Raw genomic sequence first — 12,415 nt, 5'->3', positions numbered from 1 at the left:
GGGCGGGCTATTCGACGTTCTGGACCTGCTCACGGATCTGCTCTATAAGCACTTTCATGTCGACAGAAATGCGTGTCAGCTCGAGGGACGCCGATTTGGAGCCCAGTGTATTGGCTTCGCGGTGCAGCTCCTGGATCAGGAAATCCAGGCGTTTGCCCAGTTCCCCGCCGTTTGCCAGAAGGCGGTCAATCTCATCCAGGTGCGAAGAGAGGCGGGTGATTTCTTCCGCGACGTCAATGCGGATGGCAAAGGCTGTCGCCTCTGTCAGCGCCCGGTCCTGTGCAACTTCCGGCAGCGTGGCGCCGTCCGACAGCGCCATGGCTTCTTTCCAGCGTTCCAGGAAGCGGGTTTTCTGCTGCTCAACCAGTTTGGGCACCATGGGCACCGCCAGCGCTGCCAGCGCACGCAGCTGTCCCGTGCGGTCAAGCAGCATGTCGGCCAGCCGGGCGCCTTCGCGTTCGCGGGCCGCCATCAGCTCTTTCAAGGCTTTTTTGGCCAGCTTGAGCAGCTCATCGCTGTAGTCATGTGGTTTTTTGTCCTCATTGGTGGCGATCCGCAGAATATCCGCCACGCTGAGCGCGGGTGCCTGCGGCAGCCAGGATTTGATGCTGTCCTCCAGCGACCCGAGCCGTTGCAGGGTGGCTGAAGACGGCGCGCGCAGGGTGCTGGCCGAGGTACTTTCCAGCGAAACCCGCACTTCCACCTTGCCGCGCTTGAGCTTGCCGGTGAGCAATTCGCGCAATGCGGGCTCGGCCTGCCTCAATTCGTCGGGCAGGCGGAACGCCAAATCAAGAAACCGGCTGTTGACGGAGCGTATTTCGACGCCCAGACGGGAGCTGGCATCCGCGCCCGATTCAGTTTCCGGGGCGGATTGCGCCATGCTCGATTGCACGGCTGCATAACCCGTCATGCTGTAAACTGACATTTAAAAATACGCTTTACTAGAGAGAGAACAAGACCCAGACTGACCAAGTCATTCTGGCTCATCCCAAATTATGTCAAAGGTCAAGCCCGCACCATTGCCGCCCGACACCGTGATTGGTGGCTATCGTGTTGTGCGAAAGCTTTCAGCCGGTGGCTTTGGCGTAGTTTACTTGGCCGTCGACAACGAGGGCCAGCAGGTTGCCATCAAGGAGTACCTGCCGTCGTCCCTGGCTGGCCGCGCCCCGGGGGAATTGCTTCCGCAGGTTCAGGCTGAAAAACTCTCGCTGTACCGCCTGGGACTCAAAAGTTTCTTCGAAGAAGGCCGTTCGCTGGCCCAGATTTCACACGGCTCCGTTGTCAGTGTGCTGAATTTCTTCCGTGAAAACGAGACTGTTTACATGGTCATGAACTACCTGGAGGGCGGAACCCTGCAGGATTTCATCATCACGGCCCGTGAGCTGAAAAAGCAGAAGGTCTTCCGCGAGTCAACCATTCGTTCGCTTTTCGACGAAATCCTTCGCGGATTGCGCATCGTGCACCAGCACAAGATGCTCCACCTGGACATCAAGCCTGCCAACATTTTCATTACCGACGACAACCGTGCCGTCATGATCGACTTCGGGGCAGCCCGGGAAGTGCTGAGCAAGGAAGGCAACTTCATCCGCCCCATGTACACCCCCGGTTTTGCCGCGCCCGAAATGTACCGCCGGGACTCTTCCATGGGCCCCTGGACCGATATTTACGCGATCGGTGCCTGCATTTACGCCACCATGCAGGGCTATCCCCCCAATGATGCGCCGCAACGCCTTGAAAAGGACCGTTTGTCGCTGGCCCTGTCCCGTTTGCGTGGCGTGTATTCCGACAACCTGATTGAAGTTGTAGAGTGGTGCATGTCCCTTGACCCCTTGTCACGGCCCCAGTCGGTATTTGCATTACAAAAAGAATTGAGCAGGGAAGGTGAGCGTCGTTACACCAAACTCACCGTCAGCGAAAAGGTTCGCCTTCAGTTTGACAACATGGTGTCTGACACGAAAAAAACAGCGCGCAAAGCCACTGGCTACGCGACTAAATTCAAATGAAATTCTCAGTCTTTCAGGTAAGCCGAAAAGGCGGGCGCGAGAAGAACGAAGACCGCATGGGCTATTGCTACACGCGAGAGTCGGGCCTGTTTGTGCTGGCAGACGGCATGGGCGGCCATCCTGAAGGCGAAGTGGCGGCGCAGCTTGCGCTACAGACCATTTCCGCGCTGTACCAGAAAGAAGCGCGTCCCGTCATTGAAGACACCACCGAGTTTCTTTCCACCGCGCTGATGGCGGCGCATCACCAGATCATTCGCTACGCCAGCGAAAAAGGCATGCTCGACACGCCCCGCACCACGCTGGTCGCTGCGATTTTGCAGGGCACTGGAGCCACCTGGGTCCATTGCGGCGATTCACGCCTGTATGTGGTGCGCGACGGCGAACTGCTGACGCGCACCCGCGACCACTCCTACCTGGAACAGCAAAGCGCCGGCGTCATCAAGCTCGAACGCATCAACCGCAACATTCTGTTTACCTGCCTCGGTTCTCCGACAAAACCTGTTTTTGACGTTGCCGGGCCCGTGACCCTGCAGCAGGGCGACAAGCTGCTGCTGTGCTCCGACGGCCTCTGGGGCAGCCTGAGCGACGCGGAAATTGTCCGCCAGCTGGCCAGCAAAGGCGTTTCCGATGCCGTCCCCGATCTGGTCGAAAATGCCTTGCGCACCGGCGGCGAGCACAGCGACAACGTCACCGTGCTGGCCATGGAGTGGGAAACGCCCGATGCCTTCGAGTCCACCCGGGGCGTGTCTACCGACAGCATCATGGACGGCGTTTTCGCCTCGACCATCCAGGCCGGCGTGCTGGATACCGTGGTGGACGACCTTGACGAAGCGACCATTGAACGTTCCATCGCTGAAATCAACGAAGCCATTCGCCGCTCGGCCGCAAGAAAAGCCTGATACCCCGGGTTAGCCGTTTCGGTGGCTGCGCCTTCGGCGCCGCTTGCTGTTCCCGTTCCCGCTCCATTCCAGTTCCATTCCCTTCAATTCCGCCATTTAGTTCGGCGCCTTGCCAGAAAGCCATCCACCATGAGTCAGTTTGAACGAAGCGGCGCGCGTGCGGCCGACGCCCTGCGCCCCGTGCGCATTACCCGCCACTACACAGCCTACGCCGAAGGTTCGGTGTTGATCGAGTTCGGTGGCACCAAGGTGCTGTGTACCGCCTCCGTTGAAGAAAAAGTGCCCGGCCATAAAAAGGGCAGCGGCGAAGGCTGGGTCACCGCCGAATACGGCATGCTGCCCCGCGCCACGCACACCCGCGGCGACCGCGAAGCCGCCCGAGGCAAGCAAAGCGGCCGCACCCAGGAAATCCAGCGTCTCATCGGCCGGTCGATGCGGTCGGTGTTTGACCTCAAGAAACTCGGCGAGCGCACCATCCATCTCGATTGCGACGTCATCCAGGCCGACGGCGGCACCCGCACTGCCAGCATCACCGGCGCTTTTGTGGCCGCACAAGACGCCGTCAACACCCTGCTCGCCAGCGGCAAGCTCCAGCAAACGCCCATCATCGACCACGTGGCCGCAATCTCGGTCGGCATTGTGCAGGGCACGCCCCTGTTGGACCTCGAATACACCGAAGACTTCGCCTGTGATACCGACATGAACGTCGTCATGACCGGCGCCGGCAACTATGTGGAAGTGCAGGGCACTGCCGAAGGCGCGGCATTCTCGCGCAAGGAAATGGACGCACTGCTGGTGCTGGCCGAAAAAGGCATCGTCGAGCTGGTCGGCATGCAGAAACAGTCGCTATCAAATTAATAGCTGCTCGCGCCCGATCTCATTGGCTTAGAGCCATTTTTGTTTATGAAAATCGTACTGGCATCCAACAACCAGGGCAAACTTGCCGAGCTCAAGGCCATGTTCCTCCCTCTGGGCCTGACGCTGGTCAGCCAGGCCGAGCTGGGCCTGCCGGAGGCTGACGAGCCCTTTCGCACCTTTGTGGAAAACGCACTCGCCAAAGCCCGCCAGGCGTCGCGCCTCAGTGGCCTGCCCGCGCTGGCCGACGACGCCGGCTTGTGCGTAGACGCTTTCGGCGGCCTGCCCGGCGTGGACACCGCGTTTTACGCCACGCAGTTTGGCTATGCCAAGGGCGACGACAACAACGTCAAGGCTTTGCTCGAGCAGATGGCCGGCCTGACGCAGCCCGCCCAGCGCCGCGCGGCACTGGTCAGCACCCTGGTGGCGGTCCGGTCTGCAGAAGACCCGGAGCCACTGATCGCCTCAGGCCGCGTGGCCGGAGAAATCGCACCGGTACCCGCCGGCAGCAACGGCTTCGGCTTTGACCCTGTGATGTACATCCCCGAGTTCGGCCAAACTTTCGCGCAGCTGCCTGTTGAAGTCAAAAACGCCAACAGCCACCGCGGCAAGGCCGCACAGCAAATGATCGAACTCATGCGCGAGCGTTGGCTGTAACCACTCTTCCTCTCATGGCCCAGCAAGACATCCAGCACTACATGCGCAGCGGCACGCTGCAGCTGGCCGCGTTGCCGCCGCTGTCGCTGTACGTGCACCTGCCCTGGTGCCTCAAGAAATGCCCTTACTGCGACTTTAATTCGCACGAGGTCGCCGGTGAAATGCCAGAGCAGCGCTACATCGACGCCGTGGTGGCCGACCTGGAGGCAGCGCTGCCCCTGATCTGGGGTCGCATGGTGCACAGTATTTTTATTGGCGGCGGCACACCCAGCCTGTTTTCACCCCAGGCCATAGACCGCCTGCTCGCCGACATCCGCGCACGCCTCAGGCTGGAAGCCGACTGCGAAATCACGCTCGAAGCCAACCCCGGCACTTTTGAAAAAGACCGCTTCAAGGCCTTTCGCAGCGCCGGCGTCACGCGCCTGTCCGTCGGTGTGCAGAGCTTTGACGACAAGCACCTCAAAGCCCTCGGCCGCGTGCACGACCGCGCCCAGGCCATCGCCGCGGTAGAAGAAGCCGCACAAGCCTTCGACACCTTCAACCTCGACATCATGTACGCGCTGCCCGGCCAGACCATGGAAAGCCTGGAGCAGGACATGCGGCAGGCGCTGGCGCTGCAGCCGCCCCACATCTCGATTTACCACCTCACCATCGAGCCCAACACCTACTTCGCCAAATTTCCGCCCGTAGTGCCTGAAGAAGACACTGCCTACGCCATGCTCGACAAAATCACCGAGATCACGCAGGCCGCCGGGTTGCAGCGCTATGAAGTGTCCGCCTACGCCAAGCCCGGCCATCGCTGCTTTCACAATCTCAACTACTGGCAGTTTGGCGACTACCTCGGCATAGGCGCCGGCGCCCACAGCAAGCTCAGCTTTGCCCACCGTGTGGTCCGCCAGGTGCGTTACCGTGAGCCCAAGCTCTATATGGAAAAGGCCCTGGCCGGCGAAGCCGTCACGCAAGAAACAGAAGTCAGCCGCGCCGACCTGCCGTTCGAATTCATGCTCAACGCCTTGCGCCTGCGCGACGGTTTCAAGCTGCAAGACTTCACCGAAAAAACCGGCCTGCCAGTCACCGCCATCCAGCGAGGCCTCGAAGAAGCCGAGCGCAAGGGCCTGATCGAGCGAGACTTCATACGCATCAAACCCACCGAGCGCGGCTTTGATTTTTTGAACGACCTGCAGACATTGTTTTTGGCCGACTAGCGCCCACGTCAACGCCGCACACCAACGCCAACGCCAACGCCAACGCCAACGCCAACGTCAACGTCAACGTCAACGTCAACGTCAACGTCAACGCAACATCCCGTCTACAAGATCTATGGAAACACCAGCCGTCATTTTTCTGGTTATCAGCTGCGCCGTCAGCTTCGCGCTGGGCCGGCTGTTTGTGCACTTTCGCGACAAAAAGCGCAAAGAAAAACTGCAGGCACGCGAAGCCGAAGCATTGCGCAACCGCCCCCCAGAACCCGAGTCCCTCAACAAGGCCAAGCGCAAGCGGCAGCTTCAGCAGTTGGAAAAAGAAGAAGCCAAAAGCCGCAAGCGCTGACTGGCTTCACGGCGGTTTTTCTAGCCGCAGCTGACGTGCGTAACGCGCCCAGCATCATCCACAGTCAGGCTCAGCCGATCAGCATTGAACTCCATCGTCACGATCTGCCCGGGCTTCAGCACCCGGACGGCTTTGGTGCCGGCGCGTGTGCGGGCTTCTTCTTGAAGCGCTGCGCTCACATTGCGGCCCACGGCGAATTGGGCTGGTGCGGCGTTGCAAGGTCCGCTTGGCGGCGCAGATGCCGGCGTTGATACAGCAGGGCCTCCTGCGCAGGCGGACAGAGCTGTAGAGAAGGCAAGTGCAAGAGCGTTGGGGGAAAGCGTGCGCATGGCAAGGTCCTTTCGTTGAAGCTTTTAAAGCTTATCCCATGGCACTCTGTCGCATGTGGGGGTTGAGTTGAATGCTGAATCAATTGGCGTGAAGCGCACGATCTATTGAGTACTCAAACCAGATCACTCGAGCCTGCGCTGAAATGGTGGTGTTCCCTCAGAGACTAAGTACACCGAACACAAGAGAAACCGTGATCCAGAAGCAAATCCGAGAGGTTTCCCGGACCTATCATGTGTAGAGCTCCAACTATCACTACAGTATCCTTTCCACTTCGCACTAGGCGCAATAACTGGGGAAGCCAATTCCTGTTTCGACCATCAACGCCAGTTGCAAAGATGCTTGGAAGAAGCTTAAGTTCTCTTTCGACTATGGGGGTCAAATCGTCTGGCCTTTGAGCTTTCCACGCTGCAACCATTTGTCGTATACGCTGCATTTCTTCCTTTGGCTCCCGCACGATTAGGGCAAGGTATCGCTCCTGTTCTATAAGAGGCGATTGACTCATGATGTTTGAAAAAACATTCACTGATTCTAGGAAAAAGTGTTTTTTGCGTAAGCGCTTGCCTTGGTTGAATATCTTTCGATCGATGCCGTCATCGTACTTAAGACCGTGCTGTTGTGCGAGGGCATTCGTCAACCGAGTAGCAGCCAACCACGGCTGAAGGCTTTCAAGTTCATCTCGATCAAATTGAAATTGATCCCACAAACTAACGGTCTCACGAAAAAGATCCTCAGCAATACTGTTGCTTAGGCGAATACCGCGCTTGTATCTACCGATGAGAGGATCAGGCGGTGCATCCAGATTCGCTTCAAACGCCAGAACTTCCGCACGGTCCACCGCCGTAGTCATTTTCTCGCTTAGGAGCAATGGCTCATCCGTCAAGTGAATCGATCCCAGGATGTGGAGGCTCGTGTTAGTAACGTGCCAAAGCATATTTACGCCTCCTGGCGAGATATTTAAAGCGACCGCTTGCAATAGCGTCGCATGTCTGAATCCAAAGATTATTCCGTTGGCGAGGAAACGACGAAATCATCTGTGGCTAATCGACGAGACCCAAATTCCACAACATAAGTTTGACCTAGCTGATTGCGTCTAGCTTCTGCTTCAGATTTAGTTGGAAATAATTGATCAAAATGCCATGGGTTATTTCGAAATACTCCCCACCCTTTCACCCACAATGAATTGTCTTTGTCTAGTTCATAGTTGGTCATAAATCGAACTCATCTCTCCGTACCGTTATTCATTCAGTCAGTCGAACCGATACACCATGGATTCGCTTGCAGCGATTTTTAACGCCCACCCCTCAAGCGTGAAACGGTCAATTTACAGGGTTCTAAAGCCGGGGCATTCAAGTCTAAGCTAAGCAACTTCATCGGCGGTCGAGTTCGACTGTCCTCGACCTCCTTTGTTTTGAACGAACTCTAAGCGTCCAGAACAGTAAGAGCTTGCTCTGGATTCATTGTCCATATATGCGGAAGCGTTTTGGCCATGTCCAACATGCGGCTGTACTTATCGATCATTGGCATGTGACTATTTAAGTTATCGTTCTTTAAGAGGTACTGTTGCTGCTCTTGGAATTTCCCTTGCGTCTCTATCAGAAAACGGCAAAAGCTCATGTGACCCGTTTCATTATTTCCGTCAAAACCACGGAAGAAGGAGTAAGCGTGAAGGAGTAACTGCTTGTCCTTTGTGGAGCGTTTAACATCTTCAATAGCGCGATAAAGATCCAAGATATTTAGGACGAATTGACCATCCTCTTGTGACATGTCGTCCCATACCCCTTCATCAAACTGTGAGTAGAAAACTGCATACCCATTCTCAAGAATGCTGATCAATTCCTGATAGTGATCCGCTTCATCCTTGTTAAGGCTGGCGAGAATCTTGTATTGGTTGATAAGTAGTAATCTATCTCGTTTATTAAGTTCCATAGTACTGATCCTTAGAGAATCTTGCGCTTAATGTGATGTGCCATCCCGACGATATCAGGATAGATTGTGTATTCGTCGAGATTTGCCCATCTCAAAAATTCACGTGCTTCAGCTTTTGCAGCTGCAGGAAGGATGATTTTTCGGAAGCAGTTGGTAGTAGGAGCCACTTCGAACATGGCCGCACCAGTACCGTATACGGTAAAGGTCCCCTGCTGTGCTCGGAGCCGGTCACTGATCTGTTGACTTGGACGGACCGCTAATGGTCGTTCGATTTGGAAAGGGCGATTTTCCCAGTAGATAGTCTTGTAGTCGAACCCTTTGTCTTCTGGAATGTTAATCACTTCGGGACGTCCACTGAGCCGATTAAGTGCAATCGGATCTAGGACAAACAGTGCGCTGTCCTCCGTGTCTGAGTAGTCGCCGTGGAGAATGAATGCGATGGCCACACCCAGCACGGTAGTCCAATCAAGTAGGCGCGTAGGTACCCAATAATGTTGCATGTCGAAGAGCGTTTCCCAATCGCTCGTTCGTTTCTCGAAGAGGCGAGATGCCGTCCGACTGAATTCGAAGAACAGCTGTTTCTCCTTTATTTCCCAGTTCGATTCTCTTGGTAGGCTTGGCACTAGTTGCCAGCTGTGATTAGTGTGTCCCCTGTACCACGGCTCCGGCGGGCTTCCGAGATTTCGCTCGGCCTCTCTAACTTCGTCAAGAAAATTGGTCCAGGCAGACATTGTTTCCCCTCATGTTCTTATCGCGAGTGACATAGGCGATGTGGCTGACGCCGCACGCATCATGCTTCTTCATCTCTAATTGGCTAACCAGATCATTCTAGGTGTCCGAACTGCCAATTACCTCCTCAAATTGAAGTAATGCAAATACAGAAGCTGATTTATTTTTATGCGCGGAGAGTTCCCCATAAACCGGCCCGGCTGCACCCTTGGGTGCCAGTAGCTGCGCTTGGTGTCACGTCGGCTGCGGGCGCCAGCCCTACCGCTGTGAAAAAACCGCGCTGCCCCCGTCGCCGCTGAGTCTCCGCGCTTACCTACCCTCCTTTGACCCATCAAACGGCTGGCTCCATCTGTGGAAGGTTCGCGGCGTCTACAGCGTCAGCCAAATCACGCGCTAACTCGCGTAGCCAAGGCACATGAAAGTGGATGCTTCTATCAATGCATGTGAATGTTGGCTCTCTGAGCTGATTCACATAGCTCACAGCCTGGTCTGGAGCCGCGGTCATGGGCGCTGAGTTGGCGGACGCTCCCGGCCTGTACTCGTGAGCATAGGAGGAGCGGATTTCCTGATACAGCAACGCCCCATACGAGAACGTTCGCAAAAACACAGGATCAAATGAAGGGCAGACTGCCAACACCTCTGCTTCAGAGCGATCCACCTCCGGTCCGACGAGTATGCGAGCTGAGTCCGGCAGCGACGTTGCTCGTCGGAGAGCCACTGCGTCAGGTCTGCGGCCCTGTAGCTCAAGTGCTTGAACGAGGAGCGGAACGCTGATAGTCGTGCAGAGGTTTCGGAACTTGCCTAGGCGAACGAGCAATTCAACGAAGCGTACCCTGTCCTTACCTGGACCCGGCCATGCTTCGGCCGCCAACGCGCTCAGGGCAGCGCAGAGCAAGATAGCGGCCTCAGCATAGCCACCGCCTGCCTCGCCTCGGGCAAGTCGGCCCGCAATGTCGCACTTCTCCCGGACCCAGGCTTTGTGCCACGTTTGCGCTGCCACGTAGTTGTCCTTGTCCTCTAACGTAAAGTTAGACCGCAACTCGCCACTCGCCTTTCTCATTTGGCGCGAGCGAGAAGTTCACTGCCAGTTCCCGCTCAAAGACCTCGTCGTACATCAGGACGAGCGAGGTGGCGACCGTCTTGTAGTTTCCAGGCTCGAACTTATGCGTAGCCGTCACCACGTGCCCCTCCTTGTTCCGAAACACTTTTGCGATTCGGAGGCCCTCGTCGATAGCCTTGGCGTCGTCCAAAATGACGACCTTTCCGAGTTTGTCTATTAGTCTTGCAAGAGTGTAGGTCTGATTTGAATCCAAGTCATTCGCATGCACGTCAATCAGCTTGAACGGGAATTGCAAGCCCACGACACCGTTCTTCGGCTGATTGATGGCATAGCCCTGCTTTAAGTAGATGGACTTCAGAAGCAACTCAATCCCCACGCCAATCAAAAGGCGCTTGCGAGCATTCCGCATAAGCAACTGGAGCTTGGGACGGACATGCGGGAAGGCAGCCTTCTTCAGCTTTGCTGCTTCTAGGAGGTTGGCCTCCGCGACTTCCTTGAAGAGAGTCCAGTCGCCGGATTCGAAGATCTTCGCGAACTGGTCCTTCACGATCTGCTCGGGACTTGGCATTTGCGGTCTAACGTTGTGTTCAGTTGCGGCCGGAAGCCGTCGGCTGGAACGAAAGGTTATGCATCCTTTCAACCCAATTTCCGAAGGCTTCGGCAAGATAAAAGCCGACGAAACAGTACCGAACTCCTGAGACTACTGGAGTAACCGCGTGAAGGTATTCTGATGGAAAAAGAACAAGCTCTCCGGTCGCAGGCTTGTGCTCTAAGCCTAGACGTGGGAAAAGCAAACTGCCCCCTTCATACTCTTCATTGAGGTACAAAAGCGCGGAAACACACCTCGACGAGAACTCAGTAGCAGTGTCATTGTGAGCTCGTATGTGGCTGCCAGGCTCATACTTGGCGAGCTGTGGCCCACTGAGCCGAAGGTCCGTTATGCCCCAATGGTTGTGGATGACGAGTAAGCCTCGCTTGGTCAGAATTTCCGAAAACATTTGGCACAAGTCAGGAATCTTCGCCGGCCCTTTTACTTGAACATTGCGTGATTTGAGATCAACGTACTGGGTAAACATGCCTCTATCGTCGTAGTTTGTGATCTCAGCTTGCGTCCACTCACCCGACTCTGCCTCCTCAATCATCGCCTCGCAGTCATGTCGATCCAAAGCATGCAGTGAAAGCACGCCCGGACCTAACTGTCTGTATTGGGGTAGTTGCATGCCTCGACTACTAGCAGTTTGTACCGCCTGGCAACTCCGGGACACTCAAGCCTTGAACAAGTTCATCTTGCCGAGCCAGCACAAGACGGCCAATCAGATCATTGCTAAGGGTGACATTGTTTTGCCTGCAGACTTGTGAAATAGCCCCAAGCAACTCGATCGAGAACATTCGATTGGTCTTCAGCTTCATCCTCAACTCCGCCATTTGCGCGTCGAGGTTTGATTGATCGGACATTGTTTCTCTCCTTCGATTGATGAGCCACGCGGCTCGTTTGGGGGCATAACGAAAAACTCTTCATCCGTTTCCAGCTTCATTCAGCTCGAAAAAACCGAGAACCAATCTCGCAATTTCATTCTAGGTAGATGGTTTACTAACCGCCTCCTCCATATGGACGAGTACCGGTCAAACAGCCGATTCCGTTGTGTTTGACCATCACCACCCCTAACCCGGCCCGGCTGCACCTTTGGGTGCCAGTCGCTTTGCTTTGTGTCACGTCGGCTGCGGGCGCCAGGCCTACCCCTGTGAAAAAACCGCGCTACCCCGGTCGCTGCTGAATCCCCCCGCAAGACCCCGTCCCGGTTATTGGAGTGAGCACCGTGGTCCAGTCCGAGGGGGTCACTCCATAACTGGGTCAGATTTCGACGGAATTCAACAGCTCAGCTTCAGAGGTGGCCTCGCCGAGGGCGAGGACGTTCACTGCAAGCACTTGTTGGGCGTCAGTACTCACCGTAGGTCCCACTTCTCCATGAGACTACGACCGTCTGCTGTCAGTGTGTATGAGGCGTCTGTTACTACTTCAACACCGTTGTCCGCCGTGTCGAATCGGATTGCCTCACCTTGGCGCATGTAGCCGAACTCGACAAGATGATTTACCAAGAATGGCATCGCAACCACACCATCATGGCGATACGCCTGTTTCATCGCATTGGCCCCATGGGTGGTCAGCGTTTTAAGGATCAGACGCCGTTTGATAACTCTTAACTCCTCCTCCGAGGGGCCTTTGCCTAGATGGTGACGCTGATGACAGTTATGGCACAGCACAAGCTTGTTGTCGTAACTCTCATCCTTGGGGCTGGACTGGACCATGTGATGAATGGTCAACGCCCGAATATCCTTGAGTCCGCAGCACGCGCACGCGCCGTCGGTTTCTAAAAAGAGCATGTCGTCCGTTCGAGCCATGGCTATTT

Annotated in this window: 15 protein-coding genes; 6 read left to right on the top strand and 9 right to left on the bottom strand. The window is 55.9% G+C overall.

Features of this window, described 5'->3' with window-relative positions; translation table 11 throughout:
* Window positions 1-7 precede the first annotated feature (7 nt).
* Entirely contained in the window at window positions 8-925 is a 918-nt protein-coding gene (locus AC1D11_RS11710; protein ID WP_457282181.1) for a YicC/YloC family endoribonuclease, read from the bottom strand.
* A gap of 70 nt (window positions 926-995) precedes the next feature.
* Here AC1D11_RS11710 and AC1D11_RS11705 point away from each other — a divergent pair, with 70 nt between their 5' ends.
* The 6 genes from AC1D11_RS11705 (at window position 996) to AC1D11_RS11680 (ending at window position 5,962) form a co-directional block, all read left to right on the top strand.
* Window positions 996-2,003, top strand: a complete 1,008-nt coding sequence (locus tag AC1D11_RS11705; protein WP_457282180.1) for a serine/threonine protein kinase — start codon at window positions 996-998, stop codon at window positions 2,001-2,003.
* Window positions 2,000-2,902 (top strand): PP2C family protein-serine/threonine phosphatase, encoded by a 903-nt coding sequence (locus AC1D11_RS11700; RefSeq protein ID WP_477649611.1) that lies wholly within the window; start codon window positions 2,000-2,002, stop codon window positions 2,900-2,902. The genes AC1D11_RS11705 and AC1D11_RS11700 overlap by 4 nt, the downstream gene beginning before the upstream one ends.
* 129 nt (window positions 2,903-3,031) lie before the next feature.
* Entirely contained in the window at window positions 3,032-3,760 is a 729-nt protein-coding gene (gene rph, locus AC1D11_RS11695; protein ID WP_477649612.1) for a ribonuclease PH, read from the top strand.
* A gap of 45 nt (window positions 3,761-3,805) precedes the next feature.
* A complete protein-coding gene (locus tag AC1D11_RS11690; protein WP_477649613.1) occupies window positions 3,806-4,414 on the top strand; it encodes a non-canonical purine NTP pyrophosphatase in 609 nt (202 codons plus the stop codon).
* A 14-nt stretch (window positions 4,415-4,428) separates the two neighbouring features.
* Entirely contained in the window at window positions 4,429-5,619 is a 1,191-nt protein-coding gene (hemW, locus tag AC1D11_RS11685) for a radical SAM family heme chaperone HemW (RefSeq protein ID WP_477649614.1), read from the top strand.
* Between the two features lie 115 nt (window positions 5,620-5,734).
* Window positions 5,735-5,962: a hypothetical protein gene (locus tag AC1D11_RS11680; RefSeq protein WP_477651215.1), complete on the top strand. Its 228-nt coding sequence runs from the start codon at window positions 5,735-5,737 to the stop codon at window positions 5,960-5,962.
* A gap of 20 nt (window positions 5,963-5,982) precedes the next feature.
* On the opposite strand, the gene AC1D11_RS11675 is transcribed toward AC1D11_RS11680, so the two are convergent.
* The 8 genes from AC1D11_RS11675 to AC1D11_RS11640 form a co-directional block, all read right to left on the bottom strand.
* Window positions 5,983-6,291: an I78 family peptidase inhibitor gene (locus tag AC1D11_RS11675; RefSeq protein ID WP_477651214.1), complete on the bottom strand. Its 309-nt coding sequence runs from the start codon at window positions 6,289-6,291 to the stop codon at window positions 5,983-5,985.
* Window positions 6,292-6,455: 164 nt separating this feature from the next.
* Complete coding sequence (locus AC1D11_RS11670; RefSeq protein WP_477651213.1) at window positions 6,456-7,223, bottom strand: TraB/GumN family protein; 768 nt, start codon at window positions 7,221-7,223, stop codon at window positions 6,456-6,458.
* Window positions 7,224-7,711: 488 nt separating this feature from the next.
* Window positions 7,712-8,218 carry a YfbU family protein gene (locus AC1D11_RS11665; protein ID WP_477651446.1) on the bottom strand — a complete coding sequence of 169 codons (507 nt, stop codon included), beginning with the start codon at window positions 8,216-8,218 and terminating at the stop codon, window positions 7,712-7,714.
* A gap of 11 nt (window positions 8,219-8,229) precedes the next feature.
* Window positions 8,230-8,949, bottom strand: coding sequence for an FRG domain-containing protein (locus tag AC1D11_RS11660; protein ID WP_477650062.1), 720 nt, complete (start codon window positions 8,947-8,949; stop codon window positions 8,230-8,232).
* 1,026 nt (window positions 8,950-9,975) lie between these two features.
* Window positions 9,976-10,575: a hypothetical protein gene (locus tag AC1D11_RS11655; RefSeq protein ID WP_477651390.1), complete on the bottom strand. Its 600-nt coding sequence runs from the start codon at window positions 10,573-10,575 to the stop codon at window positions 9,976-9,978.
* 19 nt (window positions 10,576-10,594) lie between these two features.
* Window positions 10,595-11,227, bottom strand: coding sequence for a prolyl hydroxylase family protein (locus tag AC1D11_RS11650; RefSeq protein WP_477650064.1), 633 nt, complete (start codon window positions 11,225-11,227; stop codon window positions 10,595-10,597).
* Window positions 11,228-11,237: 10 nt separating this feature from the next.
* The gene (locus tag AC1D11_RS11645; RefSeq protein ID WP_477650065.1) at window positions 11,238-11,462 is read right to left on the bottom strand and encodes a hypothetical protein; all 225 of its coding nucleotides are present in this window, start codon (window positions 11,460-11,462) and stop codon (window positions 11,238-11,240) included.
* 489 nt (window positions 11,463-11,951) lie between these two features.
* Window positions 11,952-12,407 (bottom strand): hypothetical protein, encoded by a 456-nt coding sequence (locus AC1D11_RS11640; protein ID WP_477650066.1) that lies wholly within the window; start codon window positions 12,405-12,407, stop codon window positions 11,952-11,954.
* Between the last annotated feature and the right edge of the window lie 8 nt (window positions 12,408-12,415).

This window comes from Polaromonas sp. P1_E11 (genome assembly GCF_056405995.1).
Note: the sequence above shows the minus strand (reverse complement) of the source record. Positions and strands in the feature narration are given on the sequence as shown.

Bases quoted from the DNA above. Each gene is read 5' to 3' on its own strand.
- AC1D11_RS11655 (WP_477651390.1), bottom strand. From the start codon at position 10,575: ATGCCAAGTCCCGAGCAGATCGTGAAGGACCAGTTCGCGAAGATCTTC.
- AC1D11_RS11660 (WP_477650062.1), bottom strand. From the start codon at position 8,949: ATGTCTGCCTGGACCAATTTTCTTGACGAAGTTAGAGAGGCCGAGCGA.
- AC1D11_RS11675 (WP_477651214.1), bottom strand. From the start codon at position 6,291: ATGCGCACGCTTTCCCCCAACGCTCTTGCACTTGCCTTCTCTACAGCT.
- AC1D11_RS11670 (WP_477651213.1), bottom strand. From the start codon at position 7,223: ATGCTTTGGCACGTTACTAACACGAGCCTCCACATCCTGGGATCGATT.
- AC1D11_RS11650 (WP_477650064.1), bottom strand. From the start codon at position 11,227: ATGCAACTACCCCAATACAGACAGTTAGGTCCGGGCGTGCTTTCACTG.
- AC1D11_RS11680 (WP_477651215.1), top strand. From the start codon at position 5,735: ATGGAAACACCAGCCGTCATTTTTCTGGTTATCAGCTGCGCCGTCAGC.
- AC1D11_RS11710 (WP_457282181.1), bottom strand. From the start codon at position 925: ATGTCAGTTTACAGCATGACGGGTTATGCAGCCGTGCAATCGAGCATG.
- AC1D11_RS11665 (WP_477651446.1), bottom strand. From the start codon at position 8,218: ATGGAACTTAATAAACGAGATAGATTACTACTTATCAACCAATACAAG.
- AC1D11_RS11705 (WP_457282180.1), top strand. From the start codon at position 996: ATGTCAAAGGTCAAGCCCGCACCATTGCCGCCCGACACCGTGATTGGT.
- AC1D11_RS11645 (WP_477650065.1), bottom strand. From the start codon at position 11,462: ATGTCCGATCAATCAAACCTCGACGCGCAAATGGCGGAGTTGAGGATG.
- rph (WP_477649612.1), top strand. From the start codon at position 3,032: ATGAGTCAGTTTGAACGAAGCGGCGCGCGTGCGGCCGACGCCCTGCGC.
- AC1D11_RS11690 (WP_477649613.1), top strand. From the start codon at position 3,806: ATGAAAATCGTACTGGCATCCAACAACCAGGGCAAACTTGCCGAGCTC.
- hemW (WP_477649614.1), top strand. From the start codon at position 4,429: ATGGCCCAGCAAGACATCCAGCACTACATGCGCAGCGGCACGCTGCAG.
- AC1D11_RS11640 (WP_477650066.1), bottom strand. From the start codon at position 12,407: ATGGCTCGAACGGACGACATGCTCTTTTTAGAAACCGACGGCGCGTGC.
- AC1D11_RS11700 (WP_477649611.1), top strand. From the start codon at position 2,000: ATGAAATTCTCAGTCTTTCAGGTAAGCCGAAAAGGCGGGCGCGAGAAG.